This window comes from Streptomyces sp. NPDC051322 (assembly GCF_040689485.1).
In the GTDB taxonomy this organism is placed as follows: Bacteria; Actinomycetota; Actinomycetes; order Streptomycetales; family Streptomycetaceae; genus Streptomyces.
Map to the genome: position 1 here is coordinate 799091 of NZ_JBFBAK010000002.1, position 21462 is coordinate 820552.

A 21462-nucleotide genomic window follows, 5' to 3' on the forward strand; every position below is an offset into this window, starting at 1 on the left:
GAAGGATCTACGGGCGTGCGGCCCGGCCGGAGTTGCCCGCCGAGGTCCGAGTCGCGGTCGAGGCGGTCCGGAGCGAGCTGGCGGTGGCTCCGTTCCGTGCGCCGGAGGCCCACCGGATGGGCGAACTCGCCCTGTCCCCCTCCATGGTGGCCGCGGCGGTGGCTGCGGGGGCGTTGCTGAAGATCACCGATGGCATCGTGCTGTTGCCCGGCGCGGACATCCGGGCGGTCGAGATCCTGGCCGGGCTGAACCAGCCGTTCACCATGAGCGAGGCCCGCCGGGCGCTGGACACCACCCGCCGGGTGGCGGTACCGCTGTTGGAGTACCTGGACCGCACCGGGCGCACCGAGCGTGTCGACGGGACGCTTCGGCGCTGCCGAACCGATGCGAGGAGCGGAGGCGGACGGGAATCGAACCCGCCTGCCCGAGATGCTCGGGCACCTCGGTTTTGAAGACCGGGAGGGCCACCAGGCACCCACACGCCTCCCCGCGAGCGACTGCACGCCCGACTGCCCGGCCAGCCTACGCCGGGGAGGCGCACTCGCGGAGCAACACCCCAGCCGCGAACGGCTGGTGTCGCCGCGGACGGCCGCGGGTGCCTCAGGGTTCCGTCCCGGTGTGCTCGTCGATCCCGGCCCGCTCCCGGTAGGCGCGGACGAACGCCACGGCTGCCGGACCGCGCGGACGCCTGCCCGGGCGGATGTCACAGGTGAGGACTTTGCTTTCCTGGATGTGTGTGTTGGGGTCGAGCGACAGGTGGGTGAGCTCGTTGGCGGCGTCCCCGACGGTGTAGCCGTTCGGTCCCCAGTGGTAGGGCAGCCCGACCTGATGCAGCGTGCGCCCGCGTACGGTCAGCGGCGCCATCCGGTCAGTGACCAGCACCCGTGCCTCGACCACCCCCCGGGCACTGACGACCGTGGCCCAGTCCATGTGCGTCAGGCCCCTCTCGGCGGCCAGTTCCGGCGACACCTCACAGAAGAACTCGGGTTGCAACTCCGCCAGATACGGCTGCCACCGGGTCATCCCACCGGCCGTGTGGTGCTCGGTGAGGCGGTAAGTGGTCAGCACGTACGGGAAGACGTCCGCACCCGGCCCGGTCCCACTGGGGTGATACCGGTTGCCGGGATGGGGCGGGGGCAGATGCCGGACGGGGTTGCGCTGCTGGGAGTACAGCGGGTTGCGGAAGGGGGACTCCTGGGGCTCGTAGTGGGCGGGCAGCGGGCCGTCGGTCAGGCCTGACGGCACATGGAGCCACGCCTTGCCGTCCGCCTGCATGATGAAGGCGTCCGTACCGGACAGCGCCTCGGCGCCGGTGGCGTTCTTCGGGGGCTGGTGGGAGGGCGACTTATCGGCTGCGAAGTCGGGAATGTCGTGCCCGGTCCACTGTGCTTCGTCCGCGTCCCACCACACCAGCGCCTTGCGTTCGCTCCATGGTTTGCCGTCCGGGTCCGCCGACGCCCGGTTGTACAGGATGCGGCGATTGGCGGGCCAGGCCCAGCCCCACTCGTTCGCCACCCAGTTCTGCTCCTTGCCCGGCTTGCGGCGGGCGGCCTGGTTGACGCCGTCCGCGTAGACCCCGCAGTAGATCCAGCAACCGCAGGCCGTGGAACCGTCGGGGTTGAGCTGCTCGTACGAGGCGAGCGGCTGTCCTTCGGCGTCATAGCCGTTGATCTCCGCGAGGACCGCTTCGGCCTCGGGTTCGGCCCGCTCGCCCGTGGTCGGATAGTCCCAGGTGAGATCCAACACGGGCCGGTCCATCTCGTCGGCGGAACCGGCGAGTTTCTCTTTGAGGATGCGACCCAGGTGGTACATGAACCACAGATCACTGCGCGCGTCACCGGCGGGCTCCACCGCCTGATGGTGCCACTGCAGCATGCGCTGGGTGTTGGTGAAGCTGCCGTCCTTCTCGGTGTGGGCCGCGGCCGGCAGGAAGAACACTTCCGTGCCGATGTCCTCGGTGCGCAGTTCGCCCGTTTCGATCTCCGGACCGTCCTTCCACCAGGTGGCGGACTCGATGAGCGAGAAGTCCCGGACCACCAGCCAGTCCAGATTGGCCATGCCCAGGCGCTGCATCTTCGCGTTGGCCGAGCCCACGGCCGGGTTCTCGCCCAGCAGGAAGTAGCCTTTGCAGACGCCGTCCAACTGCGCCATGACCGTCTCGTAGGTGCTGTGCGACCCGGTGAGTCGGGGTAGGTAGTCGAAGCAGAAGTCGTTGTCCTGGGTAGCGGCCTCTCCCCAGTAGGCCTTCAACAGGCTCACCAGGTAGGAGCGCGTCTCGCCCCAGAAACCCTTGTCGGCGCTCTCCGCCTTGACGAAGGCATCGAGATCCTGGCCCTTGTGCGCGTGCGGCATCGGGATGTAACCCGGCAGCAGGTTGAACAGCGTCGGGATATCGGTAGAACCCTGGATCGACGCATGTCCGCGCAGAGCCAGAATCCCGCCTCCCGGGCGCCCGATGTTGCCCAGCAGGCTCTGCAGGATCGCGGCCGAGCGAATGTACTGCGCCCCCACCGTGTGCTGAGTCCATCCCACGGCGTAGGCGAAGGCGGTCGTGCGCTCCCGACCGGAGTTCTCCGTGACGAGTTCACAGACCTGGCGGAACATGTCCTGCGGTACGCCACAGATGTCCTCCACCATCTCCGGTGTGTACCGCTGGTAGTGCCGCTTGACGACCTGGAACACACACCGCGGGTGGCTCAGGCTCTCGTCGCGTTCCGGTTCGCCCTCGCCGAGCACGGCCCCGCCCGAACCGTGTGCTTCCCCGCCGCCCGACTCGGCGACCGAACTGCCGCCTCCGGTCCGCTTCTCGTACATCTGGTCGCGCTGGCCCGATGCCGCCTGCACCTCCATGCCCTGGTACTGCCACGTGCTGTTGTCGTACGTGCGGTTGTCCACGTCCAGCCCGGAGAAGACCCCGTCGAGATCTTCGGTGTCCTGGAAATCCTCCCGCAGAATGACCGGCGCGTTGGTGTACGCGACGACGTAGTCACGGAAGTACTTGTCGTTCTGCAGCACGTAGTTGATGATGCCGCCGAGAAAGGCGATGTCGCTGCCCGCGCGCAGAGGCACGTGCACGTCGGCGAGCGCGCTGGTCCTGGTGAACCGCGGATCGACGTGGATCACCTTCGCTCCGCGCGCCTTGGCCTCCATCACCCACTGGAACCCCACCGGATGGCACTCGGCCATGTTGGAGCCCTCGATGACGATGCAGTCCGAGTTCTGCAGATCCTGCTGGAAGGTGGTCGCGCCGCCGCGGCCGAACGAGGTCCCCACACTGGGGACGGTGGCAGAGTGTCAAACTCGGGCCTGGTTCTCGATCTGTACGGCGCCGAGCGCGGTGAAGAGCTTCTTGATCAGGTAGTTTTCCTCATTGTCGAGGGTGGCACCGCCCAGACTGGCAATACCCAGGGTGCGCCGGGTACGTACCCCGTCCGCCTCCCACTGCCAGCCCTCCCGGCGGGCCTTGATGACACGGTCGGCGATCATGTGCATGGCCGTGTCCGGGTCCAGCCGTTCCCATTCGGTCCCATGCGGCCTGCGGTAGAGCACACCGTGTTCCCTGGCGGAGCCGGTGGTCAGCTGCAGACTGGCTGAGCCCTTCGGGCACAACCTGCCGCGCGACACGGGGGAGTCGGGGTCCCCTTCGATCTGCGTCACCTGCTCGTCCTGCACGTAGACGTTCTGGCCGCAGCCCACCGCGCAGTACGGACAGATCGACTTCACCACTTTGTCCGCGGTGGCGACACGCGGAGCGAGCCGGGTGCTGTGCGCGCTCTTGGCCGCCGCACCGCGACCCAGTGGGTCGTCGCCCTTCAGCTGCCGGTACACCGGCCAGGAGTCGATCCAGGTCCGCACACCCATGACATCCGCCTCTCGCAGTCGCGCAGTCTCCGTCGGCCCGTCTCGGCCGTTCCTCCGCCGGCCGTTGCCCGCCTGCTCGTCTAGGGGTCCGTCTCCGCTGTGCCGTGCAGGTGGGGGCGCGTCGGTTCGGCACTGCGGGCTCGCCGCAGTTTCTTTCCGAGCGCGCTTCGTTCGTCCGCCGACAGCGCATCGCGGAGCGCGGCGAACACGGTGTCCTCGAAGGCGACGTGCCGACGCAGCCGGCTGCTCAACTGCTCCGCCAGGTCGTCGAACTCATCGGTGTCGGGCGCGGCGGCGGCCAGTGCGGCCAGCGTCCGCGTTCCCTCCCGTTCCTGTTCCAGGGCCTGGTCGGCGAGGGCATCCCCGTCGCCGAGCACCCGTCGCACGGCCGGCCACAAGTGCTGCTGCTCCGCGGGCTCGTGAGCGGCCAGGACCACCTCGATCATGTCCACGATGGAGCCGCGGCGGGACATCTGCGCCGGCGACCCGCCCTTCTTTCGGCCCGGGATCGTCTTCAGCTGTTTGAGCAGGGCGGTAACCCGGTCGTGGTCGCGGGTGAGCAGGTCCGTCACCTCGTCGGTCTCGTCGGTGTCCTGACTGCTCCCCGGGTCCGCGTCCCGGCGCTGCGCGGCGGACCGCATCTGCGTGTCCGCGGCCGCCCGCTGCTTCAACCACTGCCGTACGGAGTCCTTACCGGTCGGGTTCTCCGCCGCCGGGTTGACCAGGTGCTGCGTGGAGGACGACGGCATGCCCGGCCGCCGCTGTTCCTCCCCGGTCAAAGTGTCCCCACCGTCGGCCGGCAGGCCGGTGGCGATCAGGAACGCCTGCCCGGCGGGCACGCCGAGACGCGCCGCTGCTTCGCGGTAATCGAGGCCGGCCTCCAGCAAACGGAGCACCTGCTCCTGAGTGGGCACTCTCGCTTCGCCTCCTGCGCCGTTCCGGAAACGCTGCCGCTCCCGGAGGTCTGCCGTTCCGGAAACGCTGGGTACCCGCATCCCAGCGGGCAAAACTTCCGGCTATTCCACGCAAGGGACGTGTCGGAGCGCCATCACCGGGCACTTGGCCGTGCGGTGTGTCCCCTCGCAGCCCACCACGCACGACCGTAGGGTCCAGGTGGCTGCGCGCCGGACTTGGCGCGACCCGACAGGAGTGATCCCATGCGATTCTTGATCCGACTAAGGCGCGCCGGAAACGGAACGCCGGATCACCACGCCGGCGGGTCGGTGCCGGCGGGGGGCCGCCGGGGGCGCCGGGAGCAGCGATGAACCGGCGGCACATCTTCGGTCAGGTCTTCGGCCTGGAGTCGATCATCGCCGGCGTGGTCTTCCTGGTGATCCTCGGCATGGTGTTCTTCTCCGTTGCCCGCCGTAGGGCGCGTCCGGGCATCGCCGCCTCCCATCGCGCCAACCGGCCGAAGCTGGAGAAGTGCTACGTCGTGGTGCTCGCCGCCATCGCCGCGTTCCTGGTCGCCTACACCGCGTGGCAGAACCACCGGGAACAGCAGACAGCGCAACAGTCACCGGTGCGGGTGAATGTGACGGCGTTCCAGTGGTGCTGGAAGTTCAGTTATCCGCAGGCGTCGAAACCGGTCAGTACGACGTCGAACTGCCGCGGCGACAAGCTCCCCACACTCGTCGTACCGACCGGGCGCACCATCCAGGTGACGGTCACCTCGCGAGACGTGATCCACTCGCTGTGGGTTCCCGCGCTGCGCTACAAGATGGACGCCTTTCCCGACCACAAGAACACCTTCACCATCACCATGGACCGGGAGGGCCGCTGGATCGGCAGGTGCGCCGAGTTCTGCGGGGAACGCCATGCCGAGATGCACTTCTGGTTCAAGGCGGTGTCCCCGGAGAAGTACAGCAAGTGGCTCGCCGCCCAGTCGGCGGGGCATACGGCCGGGGCCGCGGCATGACCGTGGCGCCTCCCGCGGAGAACGCGGGGTCCCGGACCGTCAAGCCGGCCGGCTGGCTCGACTGGATCACCACAACCGACCACAAACGCATCGGTATCCTCACGGTCGCCACCTCGCTCGTACTGCTGCTGCTGATGGGCATCCTGGCCCTCCTGATGCGCAGCCAACTGACGCAGCCCGACGAACACTTCGTGGACGCCCAGACGTACAACCAGCTGTTCACCATTCATGGCTCCGGCATGATCTACCTGGTGATGACGCCGTTCGCGCTGGGACTCGGCGTGTATCTCGTTCCCCTGCAGATCGGCGCGCCGACGATCGCCATCCCCCGCACCACACTGCTGGGCTACTGGCTGTACGTCAGTGGAGCGGTCATCATCCTGACCGGGTTCGCCACACCCACCGGTGCGCATGCGGACGGCTGGTTCTCCTACCCCCCGATGGCCGACAGCGAGCATTCCCCCGGCATGGGCTCGGACCTGTGGATCGTCGGCGTGTTCCTCACCACGATCGGCATGATCATCATGGGTTGGGCCGTGCTGTGGACTGCGCTGCGCAAACGGGCCAAGGGAATGACCATGCTGCGGATGCCGGTCTTCTCCTGGTCGATGGTCGTCACCTGCCTGATGGTCATCGGGTCGTTCCCCTCCCTGCTCGCCGCCCTGAGCCTGCTGACAGCGGGTCGCGCCGACCCGTCGGTCTTCACATCGAACGTGTGGAACATCGGCTATCAGCACCTGTTCTGGTTCTACGGTCACCCGGTCGTCTACGTGATGTTCTTCCCCTACCTGGCCGCGGTCATCGAGGTGCTGGCGGTCTTCTCCGGGCGGGCTCCCTTCGGCTACAAGGGGACGGTCCTGTCCCTGCTGGCGTTCGCGGCGCTGTCGATGAGCGTATGGGGACACCACATGTTCGCCACCGGACAGGCCGCCAACGACTACTACTCGCTGACGTCGATCACGCTGCTGATCCCCGCGGGTGTGGAGTACTTCGGCATGCTCGGTACGGTGCTCGGTGGACGCCTCCGCTTCCGCACCCCGATGCTCTTCGCCCTCGCCTTCATCCCGCAGTTCCTGATCGGCGGGCTGACCGGCATCATGGTCGGTACCCCGGTCGTCGACTACCACGTCACCGACAGCTACTTCATCGTCGCGCACCTGCACTACGTGCTGTTCGCGGGCAGCGCCTTCGGTCTCTTCGCCGCGGTGTACTTCTGGTTCCCCAAGGTCACCGGAGTGCTGCTGAGCGAACGGCTCGGCAAGATCCACTTCTGGCTGATGGTCCTCGGTGCCAACCTCACCTTCCTGCCGATGTTCGGCCTCGGCTACGCGGGGATGCCCCGCCGGGTGTACACCTACCAGACGTTCGACGGATTCGGCCTGCTCAACCTGCTGGCCACCTGTGGTGCGGCCGCTCTGGCCGCGGCCATGACCGTCTTCGTGGTCAACGTCTTCTGGACGCTGCGCAAGCGTGCCCTGCACCCGGAGCGGCCACCGGCCGGTGACAACCCCTGGGACGCGCACACCCTGGAATGGGCCACCACGTCACCGCCACCACGAATGAATTTCACCGCCGAGCATCCGCTGCCCCCCATCACCGGCCATGCGCCGCTCCTCGACCTCAGGCAACGCGCTGCGGCAGCAGCCGCCGAAGGAGCCGCCACCGGTTCGGAGCCCGGCCCGGGAGGCCGGTCATGAAGAGGCATCCGGCGTTTCTGGTGGTGGCCGGCTGGGGGCTGCTGAACGGCATCCTTCTCGCAGTACTGGCCATCTACGGCGAGAGCTCCCTTGTCTACTGGCTCTGGGGCGGAGTCGTCGTGCTGATCGAACTGGCCGCCCTGGCGGTGCTGCTGTCGTCGCTGACCGGTCCCGAACAGCACCGGCGTTACCGGTTGCCGGCCAAGGGAGAGGCGGCGGCCCTGCCGACCGCTCTGGGGGCGGCGATCGTGGGGCTGTCGTTCATCTACGGGTTCTGGCTGATCGCCCTGGCCGCCCCGCTCCTTGCCTTGGCCCTGGTCCTGCGCGTCAGGCGGGGCCCGCTGGAGAAGGAGGAACTGCCCCGTGGTGATTGAGGCAGTCGAGATGGGCTGGGCGGCGTTCGTCATCGCCGTGCTGGTCCCCGCCGTCATCCTGATCACCCGGGCCGGCCGGTTCTGGCAGCGTGTCACGCTGCCACCGGCACCGGCGCTGTCGCTGTTCCTGCTGCTGCACGCCGCTGTCACGCTCGGCAGTTGCAGGTACCCTCCGGGCCCGCTTCTGCACCGGGCGCTGGAGGCAGTGCTGATCGCGGGCGGCTTCCTCTTCTGGCTGCCGGTGCTGGGGACCCGTCACCGGCTGAGCGATCCGGGGCGCTGCATGTACCTGTTTCTCGCCGCACCGCTGCTGGACATGCCCGCGGTCGGGATGATCGCCCTGGGAGACACCTTCGGCGGGCTCGCGATGATCGTGGCCATGCTGCCGATCGGCATCGCCGCCATGGTGGTGACCTGGCGCTGGGTGATCGACGAGGAAAGGATCCAGACGGCGGCGGCCCACGAGCTGTCGTCGGAGAGCCCGGTCGGTTGATCCGGACCGCTTCATCCGATCGGTCGGGCTCCATGCCTGTGCGGGCCCCGCGCTCCATGTGTCGCAGGGCCCGCACCGACTCGTCCGGCCGCCGCTCAGCCGCTGCTCCTGATGGCGTCGCGCGCCCTGTCGACCATGGACGCGAAGGGGCCCACCGCCCACTGCGCCTTCGGCGAACCGGCCGCCGTGGGATGGGGGTGGGTGGGAGCGGTCCGCTCGGCCTTCCGCAGCCGCTTGCCCATGGACTGGAGCTCCTCCTCGGTCCGCCCGGCTCGCACCGCGGGAAACTCCTCCCGCTCCTCGTGCTCGGCGTGGTCGATGACCGCCTGCTCGAACTCCGCCAGTTGAGCCGCGAACTCGGGGCTGGCCAGGTCCATCTTCTCCAGTTCGGAGAGGACCTTGTTCGCTTCCTTCTCCTCTTCGTTGCGGGCCTCGGCCTCCTCCTTGCCCGCGGTGTCCTCGGCGACCGGACGGACGATCATCTCTTCGGCGGTCTCATGCACTGCGAGCAGCGTGCGCAGGTGGTCGAACGCCTCCTGTTTGGCCTCGCCCTGAGAGTTCTTCACCAGGGTGAAGAGATCCCGGATATCCGCGTGCTGTTCCAGCAGGATCGCCACCACGTCGCCCTCGGGAAGACGTGCTGCCTGGTCCCGGTCGCTCTGTGCTTCACTCATGTCGTCAGCTCTCTCTTCGACGTTCGACGTTCGTTCCCGGACGGGTCACCGCCGGTGCCGGGTCGAAACCCGGATCCCGTCGGTCACTCGGCGGCGGGCTGTCCGGACAGTCGCGCTTCTTGTTCGTGCAACCGTTCCCGCTGCGGAACCACGGTGTACTTGGGGTCTTCGGCCGAGGCGACGCCGGCGTGAAAGACCGCGAAGCGCAGAGCCGCCGAACCGGTGAGCAGCGCGGCCCCCGCGATCGCCGCCGTCGGCCGGTTCCGGTGCCCGGCGCAGAGAGCCAGCAGGGCTCCGCCCGAGGTCAGGACTTCCGACGCCCGCATCAGGTGGTGGGCCTTGCCCTGTTCGAAGGTCTCGGCGGCCAGTCCCATGCGCCGCTTCATCACCTGAGCGCCTCCGAGTTCGAGCGCGGCTCCCCATGCGGCCAGCCGGCGGGCGGGACCCGCGTGCGCCACCGGCGAGCCCAGCAGACCCAGCCCGGCCGCGGCAGAGGCCCCGGACCCCGCGAAGACGAACGGCAGTTGGCGGTAGCTCTCGTGCCATGCCGGAACGGCCGTGTCCGAAAGCAGCACAGCCGTGTAGGTGGCGACGGCAGGACCGAGCAGAGCCGCGCCGACGGTGGCCGCGGCGCCGGTACGGGGGAGCCGGCCGGTGGCGTCGCTGAGCGCCGAGGCGGTGGCGAGCGGTGCATAACCGGCAAGCAGCCATGACCCCAGGTTCATGGGTGAGGTCGGCTTGAACACCCGCAGCATGTTGATGAAGCGCGAGGGCCGCCCGAGGTCATGGACGAGCGCTGCCAGCGACAGGCTGATGGCCGCGGCCGCGCCGGTCTTGGCCGTCCGGGCCAGTGGGCGCCGCCCGGTGGCCTGAGCGCCGGCCGCGAGCAGCGAAGACGCCCCGGCCAGGCCGCCCAGATAGAGGTAGCCGGCGATGTCGGCCGCCTGCCAGGTGGGCTTGTTGAGGACCGGCTTGCCGTAGTAGGAGGAGAACTCCGCCTCAGGAACCATGGGTTGCTCGCCGCGCTTGCCGCCACGCCGCTTGCGCCCGGCGGCCTTGCCGGTGACCGCCTCCCGGCCGGGCCGCGCCCCCCTGACGCCTTCGCGGGTCACCTCGGACTCGCTCACCGGGACCTCCCGGCGAAGCAGAGCGCGGCCCCGGCCGCCAGCGTCACGGCAGCCGCACCGGCATGCCGCCACATCGAGGGCAGATCGCGCGTCGTGACCACCGGGTCCGGTGGCAGCCCGTACACCTCGGGCTGGTCGAGCAGCAGGAAGAAGGCACCGTCACCGCCCACCCCGTCGTCCGGACTCTCGCCGTACAACCGGGCGTCGGCGACGCCGGCGTCGTGCAGTTGAGCCACCCGTACGTCAGCACGCTCCCGCAGCTCCTCCAGCGGCCCGAACTGGATCGAGTCGGTCGGGCACGCCTTGGCGCAGGCCGGCTCCATGCCCTCGCCGAGCCGGTCGTAGCACAGGGTGCACTTCCACACCCGGCCGTCGTCCTTGCGCTGGTCGATGACCCCGTACGGACAGGCGGGCACACAGTAACCGCAGCCGTTGCAGATGTCTTCCTGGACGACCACCGTGCCGAACTCGGTCCGGAACAGGGATCCGGTGGGGCAGACATCCAGACAGGCGGCGTGCGTACAGTGCTTGCACACGTCGGAGGACATCAGCCAGCGCAGTTCCGTGCGTCCGTCCGCTGCGACGGGGGAGATACCACCGGCTGCAGCACCGTCGGCCGCCGCCTCCGGAGGCGGCGCGGTCGAGCCGCCCTCGGCAGCTCCGGGAGGCGTGGCGAGTTGCCGAGCGGCGTCGAAGACGCTCAGACCACTGTGGTCGACTCCTGGTTCCTGGCCGCCCAGCGGCTTGCGTTGTTCGATGAAGGCCACATGCCGCCAGGTGTCGGCACCCAGTCCCTGAGTGTTGTCGTAGGACATGCCGGTGAGTTCCAGGCCGTCCTCCGGAATGGCGTTCCACTCCTTGCACGCCACCTCGCACGCCTTGCATCCGATGCACACCGACGTGTCAGTGAAGAAACCCATCCGAGGAGGATGATCCGTGTACCCGGCCGCCCCTGCGGCGTCCGGTTGCGGCCCGGCGAGCAGATTCCGCGCGGAGCGCGCGGCACGTGGCGGGCTCTCCTCCTGAGAACTTTTGTCGGTCATGGATGCCTGTCCTGTCCCGTCATCAGGGGCCCGAAATCAAGGGTTCAATTTGTTCCCTGCCGCCAGCAATATCCGCGCCGCTGCCTTCCTCACCCGGTGCCCGGTCGCTCTTCTTCCTTCATCCTTGGCCTTCTCCTGCGCCTCCGCATCCGGGGGATCCGTCAGGACCTCCTCGATCCGCTGCTGTTGTTGCTCCGTGGCGGGCAGTTCGACACGGTCGCGGAAGAACCAGGAGCTGAGGGCGTTGCGCACCCGGTGCTTGTGGAAGAAGCGCGAGGGCTCCGTGCCATAGGTCAGTGGGCGCGGCGCGTCCCGGACGAGGAGCCGGTGCTGCTCCGCTCCCGGCAGCGGGACGCGGCGTTCCTGGTAGCCGCCGGCGTCGGTCAGCTGCACGTCGCCGATCCCGTCCCCCGCTCCGAGGCGGCGCCGGTCCCGGGCCTGCAGCCCGAGGCAGGCCCGCTTGGTGATCCAGTAGGCCAGCAGCGGCAGGGCGAACAACGCGGTGCGGAAGATGTACGTCAGCCACTCCACGGGCCATTTGAAGACGTAGGCGAGCACGTCCTGACCACCTGCCAGGAGCAGCACGGCGTAGACGCAGACACCGGCCACCCCCAGCCCGGTGCGGGTGGGCTGGTTACGCGGCCGCTGGGCGAAGTGGTACTCGCCGGTCTGCCCGGTGATCCACCGTTCGAAGAACGGATACAGATAGAGGAGGGCGAAAAGCGATACCGGCAGCACCACCCCGGGCAGAAACACGTTCCACACGATCGTATGGCCGGCCACATCCGACTCGACCCCGGGCATCAGCCGCAGAGCACCCTCCAGGAAACCCACGTACCAGTCGGGTTGGGCATTGATGGAGGCCTGATCCGTACGGTAGGGGCCATAGTCCCAGATCGGGTTGATCTGCATCAGTGCGGACATCGCGGTCAGCACGCCGGCGATGATGAAGAAGAGGCCGATGGATTTCGCGGTATATTGCGGGACCATCGGCTTGCCGACCACATTGCGGTTCGTGTTTCCCCGCTTGGCCCACTGAGTGTGTTTCAGATAGATCACCAGAAAGAGATGAAAGGTGATCAGCGCGATCAGAATACCGGGGATCAGCAGAATATGGGCGGCATACAGGCGGGGAATTATCTCTTTGCCAGGGTATTCCCCACCCCAGATGAAGAAACTCAGATAGCTGCCGACCACGGGAATGGACAGCACGATGCCGTCCGCGGTACGCAACCCCGTGCCGGACAGCAGGTCGTCGGGCAGTGAGTAGCCGCAGAAGCCCTCCAGCATGGACAGCCAGAACAGCGTCACACCGATCATCCAGTTGCCCTCACGCGGCCTGCGGAAGACCCCGGTGAAGAAGATGCGCAGCATGTGCACGCCGATGGCGGCGATGAAGACCAACGCGCCCCAATGGTGGATCTGCCGGATGAGCAGCCCGCCGCGGATATCGAAGCTGATATGCAGGACCGAGCTGTAGGCCTGCGTTACCTCGACCCCTTGCAGCGGCCGATATGAGCCGGTGTAAGGCAACTCGGTCATGTCCTGGTGAAAAAAGAAGGTGAGATAGACACCGGTCACGACCAGGACCATGAAGCTGTAGAGCGCGATCTCGCCCAGCAGGAAGGACCAATGGTCGGGGAAGGCCTTGCGCAGCAATTCCTTGCCGGCCGACATCACCGGCAACCGCCGGTCGAACATTACTGCGACGCGCTCCCCCCGCTGCGCCGGACCGCCGGCCCGGTCCTCCCTGTGCGACGCAGACACGGTGCGTTCGACCTCCTGCTGACTGTCCGGTGGAGCCGATGGGCGTACGAGTGTCCCGTCCGTATCGATTCGAAACGCACAGTCAGCCGGTCGACCGGGGGAGTGGGCGGCAGACCTGAGCCCGTGTCAGCCGCTGCTCCTCAACGGTGACACGGGCTCAGGGCGCTCAGACGGTGGTGGGGAACCGCTCCCAGACGCGGTGCGTGCCCAGCAACTGCGTGACCTGCTCCAGCGTGCTGTCACCGCCGCCGCCGATCACCAGACCCGGAGCGTCCGCGGGGACACCCGCCGCTTCCAGGACCGCCTCGGCGCCGGCCCAGCCTCCGATGGCCTTGCCATGCCGGAACGCCTCCGTGACCAACAGCAGAACGCGCGGGTCGGTCGCTGTGGCGGGCCGGGTAGCTCCTTCGCCGGCCCTCGCGTCGCGTGAACCGTAGGCGTCGCGGCCGGTTCCCGGTACGCCTGCCAGCAGAATGGCGTCGTACTCGACCGAGCGGGCTGTGGCGAAGGTGCGCTGGACGGTGATGGGGTCTCCGGTTGCGTCGAGCTTTCCGCCCGCCGGCGCGATGACCAGCGGCACCATACCGGCATCCAGAACGGCCTGGCGCACCGTGCGGACGCCGGCCAGGTCGCCCTGCTCGTCGGCCACGATGCCGATGATGCGTCCGTCCAGCGGCCAGACCTGGCCCAGTTGCGACAGCGCGGGGCTCGGGTCCACCGATGCCAGTGGCTCCGTGGCCTTCGGCGCGGGAAGCCCCAGCCCCATGGCCACCCGCTCGCACAGCTCCGGGTCGATGTTGGCGAGTACCTTCAGTCCCCGCTCCTTGATCGCCTGCTCGTAGCACTTGCCCAGTTCGAAGGTGTAGGCGCCGATGATGTGTTCGCGCTCGACGGGCGTCATGCTGAGCCAGAACCGCCGCGGCTGGCTGAAGTGGTCATCGAATGACGCCGGGGCCTCACGTACCTTCTTGCCTGCCGGCACGTCGAGCGGTACCTCGACGAACGCACCGTTGTCCGCGCCCGCCAGGAACGGACAGCCGGCGTCCAGTGAATTCGGGCGGTAGGGCGCTGCGCCGCTGTGCACGGCCGTCTGGTGCATTCCGTCCCGCAGCATGTCGTTCACCGGGGCATGCGTGCGGTTGATGGGGATCTGCGCGAAGTTCGGACCACCGAGCCGGCTGATCTGGGTGTCGAGGTACGAGAAGAGCCGGCCGGACAACAGCGGGTCATCGGTGATGTCGATGCCCGGCACAAGATGGCCGGGGTGGAAGGCCACCTGCTCGGTTTCGGCGAAGAAGTTCGACGGGTTCGCATTGAGGGTCAGCAGGCCGATCGGCTGCACCGGCGCCATTTCCTCCGGGACGATGTTGGTGGGATCCAGCAGATCGATGCCCTGGAACATCTGCTCAGGATTGTCGGGGAAGGTCTGGATCCCCATTTCCCACTGCGGGAAGGCACCGGCCTCGATGGCATCGGCCAGGTCCCGGCGGTGAAAGTCGGGATCCATGCCGCTGACGATCTGCGCCTCCTCCCACACCAGGGAGTGCACGCCGAGCTTGGGCTTCCAGTGGAACTTCACCAGGGTCGTCGCGCCTTCGGCATTGACGAGCCGGAACGTATGGATCCCGAAGCCCTCCATCATCCGGAAGGAGCGTGGAATTCCCCGGTCGGACATGTTCCAGAGGGTGTGGTGTGTCGCCTCCGTGTGCAGGGTGACGAAATCCCAGAACGTGTCGTGCGCGCTCTGCGCCTGCGGGATCTCCCGGTCCGGATGGGGTTTCGCGGCGTGGACGACATCGGGGAACTTGATCGCGTCCTGAATGAAGAACACCGGAATGTTGTTGCCCACCAGGTCGAACGTGCCCTCTTCGGTATAGAACTTCGTCGCGAATCCGCGGGTGTCCCGTACCGTGTCCGCCGAACCGCGGGAACCGAGGACGGTCGAGAAGCGCACGAAGACCGGGGTCTCGGCGTCCTTGGTGAGAAACGCCGCCTTGGTGACCTTCGCCGCCGTCCCGTAGCCCTTGAAGACGCCGTGGGCCGCGGCCCCCCGGGCGTGGACGACGCGCTCGGGAATGCGCTCGTGGTCGAAGTGGGTGATCTTCTCCCGCAGATGGTGGTCCTGCAGCAGAATCGGCCCGCGCTCACCCGCCTTGAGGGAGTGATCGGAATCGTACAGGCGGGCGCCCTGAGCGGTGGTCAGGTAGGGACCCGACTGAGCCATGGCCTTCTGATCGGCGCCGGTCGCCTGTCCGGTGGGGGTCACGGTATCGGGACCGCTCTGGTCCGACTTGGGAGGCAGCGGCGCCCTGGGCTCGGTCGGCTCGTCGACCGGCGGCGACTCGGGGCCCGGCTTGCCGGGAATTCCGCCGTCCGGTCCGGAGCCGCCACTCAGCGTGTCGGTGACCTTTTCCGCTGCGGCTTTCACCGGATTCTTGTCGCTCATCACTCTCTCCAACTGTGGGGGCAATATCGCAGCTGTGACCTTCGCCCATGCGGTTTAAACGACGTCCCGCCGGGTCGGCCGACCCGGCGGCGGTTCACTCGCCCGTTCGGCTCACGGCCCGTCGTGCGTGTGGAACGCCAGCTCCCCGTTCTCGACCTCGGCGCGCACGCGGGTCCCTTCCGGCAGAGCGCCGTCGAGGAGCAGTCGGGACAGCGTGTTGTCGATCTCGCGCTGGATGGTGCGCCGTAGTGGTCGCGCCCCGTACTCGGGCTGATGGCCCCGCTCGGCGATCCAGTCGATGGCCTGCGGGTCGAAGTCGATGGTGACGTGCTGGGCGTGCAGCCTGCGCCGGGTGCCTTCCAGCAGGAGCCGGGTGATCTCGCGCAGCTGGTCCTCGGTGAGACGGCGGAAGACGATGACCTCATCGAGACGATTGAGGAATTCGGGACGGAAGTGCTCGCGCAGCGCGCTCAGCGCCCGCTCCTTCGCGGTGTTCTCCGCGCTGGTCGCGGCGTCCGGCGAGCCGAAGCCGAGCACCCCGCGGCCGCCCGCCAGGGCCTCCGAACCGAGGTTGCTGGTCATGACGACGACCGTGTTCTTGAAGTCCACCCGGCGGCCCTGCGCGTCGGTGAGATGCCCGTCGTCGAGCACCTGAAGGAGCATGTTGAAGACGTCGGGGTGCGCCTTCTCGACCTCGTCCAGGAGCAGCAGCGAATACGGGTGTCGGCGGACGGCCTCGGTCAGCTGGCCGGCATCCTCGTGCCCCACGTATCCCGGTGGGGCGCCGACCAGTCGGCTGACCGTATGCCGTTCCTGGTACTCGCTCATGTCGAGCCGGACCATGCGGTCCTCGCTGCCGAAAAGCGCTTCGGCGAGGGCGCGAGCCAGCTCGGTCTTGCCCACCCCGGTCGGCCCGAGGAAGAGGAAACTGCCGATGGGACGCTGGGGGTCGGCGAGCCCCGCCCGGGAGCGCAGCACCGCCTCCGACACGGCCTTCACGGCTTCGTCCTGCCCCACCACGCGTGCGTGCAGATGCTCCTCAAGACCCAGCAGCCGTGTCTTCTCCTCCTGGGTCAGGCTGCTGACCGGGATGCCGGTCTGCCGTGAGACGACTTCGGCGATGTCCTCCGCGGTGACCTCGACGATGCGGCCGTCGCCGGGCCGTCCGGATTCCTCCGTCCTGATCCGCTCGGTGAGCGCGCTGATGCGATCGCGCAGCTCGGAGGCGCGCTCGTACTGTTCGGACGCGACCGCCTGGTCCTTGTCCCTGGTCAGCTGCTCGGCCTGGCGCTCCAGGTCCCGTACGTCGGTGGCCTTGGTCCGTGAACGCAGCTGTACCCGGGCACCGGTCTGGTCGATCAGGTCGATGGCCTTGTCGGGGAGAAAACGGTCCGTGATGTAGCGGTCGGAGAGTTCGACGGCCGCGAGCAGCGCCTCGTTGGTGTATCGCACCTGGTGGTGGGCTTCGTACCGGTCACGCAGACCGCGCAGGATCTCCACCGCGTCCGCGGCCGTGGGCTCCGGCACGAGAATGGGCTGGAAGCGACGCGCGAGTGCGGCGTCCTTCTCGATATGGCTGCGGTACTCCTCCAGCGTCGTGGCACCGATGATGTGCAACTCGCCGCGAGCCAGGGCGGGCTTGAGCATGTTGCTCGCTTCCAGGGACCCCTCCGAGCCACCGCCCCCGGCACCGACGACGGTGTGCAACTCGTCGATGAACACGATGAGGGATTCGGAGTGAGCACGGATCTCCTCGATGATGCCGTTCAGCCGCTCCTCGAAGTCACCGCGGTAGCGGGTACCGGCGACGACGCCGGTCAGATCGAGGGCGACCACCCGACGGCCGAGCAGCGTGTCGGGGACGTCGCCCTCCACGATCCGCTGGGCCAGACCCTCGACGATTGCGGTCTTTCCGACCCCGGCGTCACCGATCAGCACGGGGTTGTTCTTGCCGCGGCGGGACAGCACTTCGATCGTCTGCTCGATCTGCTCCTCGCGGCCGATGACCGGATCGATCCGGCCGGCCCGGGCGAGATCGTTGAGATCACGGCTGTACTTGTCGAGCGTCGGAGTGTCCTGATGCTGCCCCGCCCGCTGCTCCGTGCCGGACGGCTGTGGGCCGGGCCCGCCGATGGCGGCGGCCTGCGGATCGAAATGCATCACGTTCAGGATGCGGCCCGCCGCCGAGTCGGGGTTGGCCGCCAGCGCCCCGAGAACGTGTTCCGGGCCGATGTACGAGGCGCCGGTGGCCCGTGCCAGGTCCAGCGCGCCGAGCAGGGCCCGCTTGACCGCGGGGGTGACGGCGACGGCCGACTGCTGGGGCCCCGAACCGACGCTGCGGTCGATATCGGCGGCCAGGGCGTCGGGGTCGGCGCCCGCATCCTCCACCAGGCTGCGCGTCGGCTCCGCTTCGAGAGCCGCCCGGAGGAGATGCTCGGTACCCAGCTCGGAGCTGCCGTGCTCCGCGGCGTAGGAAGCCGCATCAGTCACCAACTCCCGGGCGGGCCCGCTCATCAGCCGCGCGAGGTCAGCCTGCCGGGGAGGCCGGGCACCGCTCCGGGGATCGGCGCCGCTGCCGAAATAGCGTGCGAGGAATTCACCGAACGGGTCGGGGCGGTAGCCCTCCGGACCCATGAAACCGCTGCTCATGCGTGTCCGTTCCGCTGCCACGGCGGTGCCGCGACAAGCTGCACTGTCGGGGTCATGATGTCGGGGTGTCGGGGTCACGATGCTGCTGCTGTCGCGGGTGCCCACAGGAAACCCGGCCACACCCGCGGCGATCCACCGCAACGGCCGACTCGTACGTCGCGCAAGGAGACGCCATGAACGACCAGGACACCCGGAGCGCGCGCCGTGGCAAGAGTCTGGAAACACTGACGGAGCAGGAGCAGCGGTTGCTGACCGCCGCGCGGCCCGGCATCGAACTGGCTTCGCGACCCATGCTGGCCACTCTCAGTGATCGGCGGGACTTCACATCCGGCTGGATCTTCGAGCGCAAGCTCGACGGAATTCGGGCGCTGACCGTCCGGGACAGCAGCGGTGTGCGTCTGCTGTCCCGCAGCGGCAGGCGGCTGAACGACGCCTACCCGGAGATCATCGACGCCCTCGCCGCCCAGGAATGCCCCGATTTCACGGCGGACGGTGAGATCGTCGCCTACGCACACGGCCGTACGGACTTCGGGCTGCTCCAGCAGCGTATGCAGCTGTCCGACGCCCGCCGGATCCGTGCCACCACCGTCGCCGTCACCTATCACCTCTTCGACTTGTTGCGGCTCAACGGCGCGGACACCACCCGCCTTCCGCTCCGCTCGCGTAAATCCCTGCTGCGAGGGGCGCTGGAGTACCGGGCGCCGCTGCGCTTCACCGTGCACCGCAACGAAGGCGGCCAGGATCTGCTGGATCAGGCATGCGCCCGGGGCTGGGAGGGACTGATCGCCAAGCGGGCGGGGAGCCGCTACCAGCCGCGCAGATCACCCGACTGGCTGAAACTCAAGTGCCAGCAGGGCCAGGAGTTCGTCATCGGAGGGTTCACCGAACCGTCCGGCACCCGCGTCGGCTTCGGTGCTCTGCTCATCGGCTACTACCGGGACGGCCGGCTGCGGTACGCCGGCAAGGTCGGCACCGGATACGACCGCGCCGCGCTGCTGAACATCCGCCGCCACCTCGACGAACTGGGCACGGACACCTCACCGTTCGCCGGCCGGATCAAGGAGCAACGGGCCCACTGGGTGCGGCCGCGACTCGTCGCGCAGATCGGATTCACCGAATGGACTCGGGACGGCATGCTGCGCCATCCCCGATTCCTCGGTCTGCGGGACGACAAGCAGGCGGCCGACGTCGTTCGGGAGAGCCCCGGCTCGCTCCCCGGATGAGCCGGGCGAACGTGCGAGGAATCGGGCGGATGCTGTTTCGGTGCGCGGTCACCGGTTACTCAAAGGGTGCGTTTCCTGCGTACGGAGCAACGTAGGCGTCGGAAGGTTGAAAAGACAGCCCCCGACGCCGCCGCTCCGTGTACCAACCCCTTACAGGAGGCAACCTCGATGACCACCGCACGCGAGATCATGACCGCAGGTGCTGAGTGCGTGGGAGCCCAGGAAAGTGTGCTGGACGCCGCCCAGAAGCTCACCCGGTTGGGCGTCGGCGCGCTGCCGATCTGCGGAACCGACGAGAAGCTCAAGGGCGTACTCACCGACCGCGACATCGTCGTCAAGGTTCTCGGCGCCGGGAAGGACCCCGGCACCGTCAAGGCCGGTGACCTTGCTCAGGGCGAAGCAGTCACCATCGGCGCCGACGACAGCGCCGACGAGGTGTTCTCAACCATGTCGAGTCACAAGGTGCGTCGGCTGCCCGTCATCGACGGTCATACCCTCGTCGGTATGGTCGCGCTGGCCGACGCCGCCCGGGCGCTCCCCGATCCCAAGGCCGGACAGCTCCTCGAAGCACTTTCCACTGACTGAACCCCGGGCTGAAGTCCGGGCGGTACGGCGCCACTGACCGACGTCCGGACCCCGGCCTCCTGGCCGGGGCTCCGGCCCGAGCGACGGCGTCCTCGAACACGGCGACCCGGAGCCGTTGGGTGTTGGCTTCAAGGGTCGAGCGGCAAGGGCCGAGTGCGGGAGGACACGTCGATGGTGAGAACGCCCCGGTGGATCGGACGCGTCGGCGCCGGTCTGGCGGAGCTCGGGGAACGCCTCGAAGAGCGCCGAGCGGCTTCCGAACGACAACATGAGGCACGGCACCATGAGGCGGAGAAGGAATCCGAAGCCGCCGTCGGCCATCCACCCACGAGCGAAGGGGCGCCGGCCGCGCCGGCCAGACCGGAGCCGGTAACCGCTGTTCCGTGGGGTGTGCGAGTCGCCGCCGAAGCCGGCTGGCGACTGCTCGTCCTGGCAGGCGCTCTGTGGGTCGTGATGCAGGCGCTCGGTGCCGTGCGCCTCGTGGTCTTCTCCTTCGCCGCCGCGCTGCTGATCACCGCGCTGCTGCAGCCCACGGTGGCCCGGCTGCGCCGTCACGGTGTGCCCCGGGGGCCGGCCACCGCGCTCACCGCGATCTTCGGCTTCGTCTGCCTGGGCCTGATCGGATGGTTCGTGGTCTGGCAGGTCACAGCCAACTTCGGGGACCTCTCCCGACAGCTGCAGGGCGGCACCGAGCAGATGAAGCGCTGGCTGCTCCACAGCCCCTTCCACGTGACCGAGAAGCAGATCGACCAGATCTCCCGCAAACTGAGCGACAGCATCACCCGCAACACCGACAAGATCACCTCATTGGGTCTGCAGGGCGTGACGGTACTGGTCGAGATCATCACCGGCATGCTGCTGACCGTGTTCTGCACCCTCTTCCTGCTCTACGACGGCCGCCGCGTCTGGAACTGGGTACTCAAACTGGTTCCGGCCGCGGCCCGCCCCGCTGTCGCAGGAGCGGGTCCCCGGGCCTGGCGAACGCTCACCGCCTATGTGCACGGAACCGTGATCGTCGCTTTCATCGACGCGGTCTTCATCGGCATCGGGATCTTCTTCCTCGGTGTTCCGCTGGCCGTGCCGTTGGCCGTGTTCGTCTTCGTTTTCTCCTTCGTTCCGCTGGTCGGGGCGGTTGTCTCCGGTGCACTCGCGGTGGTCGTGGGGCTCGTCACCCAAGGAGTCTTCACCGCCCTGATGGTGCTGGCCGTGGTGCTCGCGGTGCAACAGATCGAGGGCCACGTACTACAGCCGTTCATCCTGGGCCGGGCGGTACGCGTGCATCCCCTCGCGGTCATTCTTTCGGTGGCGTCCGGCGGCCTGATCGCCGGTATCGGCGGCGCGGTCGTCGCGGTGCCGCTGGTGGCGGTCACCAACACGGTGGTCTCCTACCTGTATGCCCGCCAGAAAGCGGCCGCCCGGCACCAGCCGCTCCCCGGCACGGTCGGTGCGCAGAGCCCGGCGACCCCCCTGCCCTCACCGCAGGACGAGGCTCCGGATGAGGCTCAGGACGACGAAGGCGGCAGCCGGTCTCCGTAAAACGGCCCTTCCCGGCCCGGACCCTGTTGCTGCCCCCCGTATGGTCGCTGCCGAGTGGCGCGGGCTGCC

The 21462-nt window shown here is 68.3% G+C and carries 15 protein-coding genes and 1 tRNA gene; 7 read left to right on the forward strand and 9 right to left on the reverse strand.

Annotated features, from left to right (window positions below; genetic code table 11):
* Nucleotides 1–394: 394 nt before the first annotated feature.
* The 3 genes from AB0436_RS07710 to AB0436_RS07720 all read right to left on the reverse strand — a co-directional run bounded on the left by AB0436_RS07710 (nucleotide 395) and on the right by AB0436_RS07720 (nucleotide 4775).
* Nucleotides 395–487, reverse strand: a tRNA-Sec gene (locus tag AB0436_RS07710).
* A gap of 113 nt (nucleotides 488–600) precedes the next feature.
* A complete protein-coding gene (gene fdh / locus AB0436_RS07715; protein WP_366466791.1) occupies nucleotides 601–3861 on the reverse strand; it encodes a formate dehydrogenase in 3261 nt (1086 codons plus the stop codon).
* 80 nt (nucleotides 3862–3941) lie between these two features.
* Complete coding sequence (locus AB0436_RS07720; protein WP_366466792.1) at nucleotides 3942–4775, reverse strand: hemerythrin domain-containing protein; 834 nt, start codon at nucleotides 4773–4775, stop codon at nucleotides 3942–3944.
* Nucleotides 4776–5122: 347 nt separating this feature from the next.
* Here AB0436_RS07720 and AB0436_RS07725 point away from each other — a divergent pair, with 347 nt between their 5' ends.
* Genes AB0436_RS07725 through AB0436_RS07740 form a run of 4 tightly spaced genes read left to right on the forward strand, consistent with a single transcriptional unit; the run spans nucleotide 5123 to nucleotide 8343 of the window.
* Nucleotides 5123–5779: a cytochrome c oxidase subunit II gene (locus AB0436_RS07725; RefSeq protein ID WP_366466793.1), complete on the forward strand. Its 657-nt coding sequence runs from the start codon at nucleotides 5123–5125 to the stop codon at nucleotides 5777–5779.
* Nucleotides 5776–7476, forward strand: coding sequence for a cbb3-type cytochrome c oxidase subunit I (locus AB0436_RS07730; RefSeq protein ID WP_366466794.1), 1701 nt, complete (start codon nucleotides 5776–5778; stop codon nucleotides 7474–7476). Before AB0436_RS07725 ends, AB0436_RS07730 begins: the two co-directional genes overlap by 4 nt.
* Complete coding sequence (locus tag AB0436_RS07735; protein WP_366466795.1) at nucleotides 7473–7850, forward strand: hypothetical protein; 378 nt, start codon at nucleotides 7473–7475, stop codon at nucleotides 7848–7850. Before AB0436_RS07730 ends, AB0436_RS07735 begins: the two co-directional genes overlap by 4 nt.
* A complete protein-coding gene (locus AB0436_RS07740; RefSeq protein ID WP_366466796.1) occupies nucleotides 7840–8343 on the forward strand; it encodes a hypothetical protein in 504 nt (167 codons plus the stop codon). The genes AB0436_RS07735 and AB0436_RS07740 overlap by 11 nt, the downstream gene beginning before the upstream one ends.
* Before the next feature lie 95 nt (nucleotides 8344–8438).
* Here the strand turns inward: AB0436_RS07740 and AB0436_RS07745 are convergent, their stop codons facing one another.
* The 6 genes from AB0436_RS07745 to AB0436_RS07770 form a co-directional block, all read right to left on the reverse strand.
* Entirely contained in the window at nucleotides 8439–9017 is a 579-nt protein-coding gene (locus AB0436_RS07745) for a hemerythrin domain-containing protein (protein ID WP_366466797.1), read from the reverse strand.
* Nucleotides 9018–9100: 83 nt separating this feature from the next.
* The gene (gene nrfD / locus AB0436_RS07750; protein WP_366466798.1) at nucleotides 9101–10144 is read right to left on the reverse strand and encodes an NrfD/PsrC family molybdoenzyme membrane anchor subunit; all 1044 of its coding nucleotides are present in this window, start codon (nucleotides 10142–10144) and stop codon (nucleotides 9101–9103) included.
* Nucleotides 10141–11064, reverse strand: coding sequence for a 4Fe-4S dicluster domain-containing protein (locus AB0436_RS07755; RefSeq protein ID WP_366466799.1), 924 nt, complete (start codon nucleotides 11062–11064; stop codon nucleotides 10141–10143). The genes nrfD and AB0436_RS07755 overlap by 4 nt, the downstream gene beginning before the upstream one ends.
* A 159-nt stretch (nucleotides 11065–11223) precedes the next feature.
* A complete protein-coding gene (locus AB0436_RS07760; protein ID WP_366466800.1) occupies nucleotides 11224–12888 on the reverse strand; it encodes a ubiquinol-cytochrome c reductase cytochrome b subunit in 1665 nt (554 codons plus the stop codon).
* A 232-nt stretch (nucleotides 12889–13120) separates the two neighbouring features.
* Nucleotides 13121–15400, reverse strand: a complete 2280-nt coding sequence (locus tag AB0436_RS07765) for a catalase (RefSeq protein ID WP_366466801.1) — start codon at nucleotides 15398–15400, stop codon at nucleotides 13121–13123.
* A 111-nt stretch (nucleotides 15401–15511) separates the two neighbouring features.
* Entirely contained in the window at nucleotides 15512–18049 is a 2538-nt protein-coding gene (locus tag AB0436_RS07770) for an ATP-dependent Clp protease ATP-binding subunit (RefSeq protein ID WP_366466802.1), read from the reverse strand.
* A gap of 173 nt (nucleotides 18050–18222) precedes the next feature.
* Here AB0436_RS07770 and ligD point away from each other — a divergent pair, with 173 nt between their 5' ends.
* From ligD to AB0436_RS07785, 3 genes are all read left to right on the forward strand, one after another.
* Nucleotides 18223–19272, forward strand: a complete 1050-nt coding sequence (ligD, locus tag AB0436_RS07775) for a non-homologous end-joining DNA ligase (protein ID WP_366466803.1) — start codon at nucleotides 18223–18225, stop codon at nucleotides 19270–19272.
* A 168-nt stretch (nucleotides 19273–19440) separates the two neighbouring features.
* The gene (locus AB0436_RS07780) at nucleotides 19441–19857 is read left to right on the forward strand and encodes a CBS domain-containing protein (RefSeq protein WP_365852776.1); all 417 of its coding nucleotides are present in this window, start codon (nucleotides 19441–19443) and stop codon (nucleotides 19855–19857) included.
* 171 nt (nucleotides 19858–20028) lie between these two features.
* The gene (locus AB0436_RS07785; RefSeq protein ID WP_366466804.1) at nucleotides 20029–21393 is read left to right on the forward strand and encodes an AI-2E family transporter; all 1365 of its coding nucleotides are present in this window, start codon (nucleotides 20029–20031) and stop codon (nucleotides 21391–21393) included.
* Nucleotides 21394–21462 lie beyond the last annotated feature (69 nt).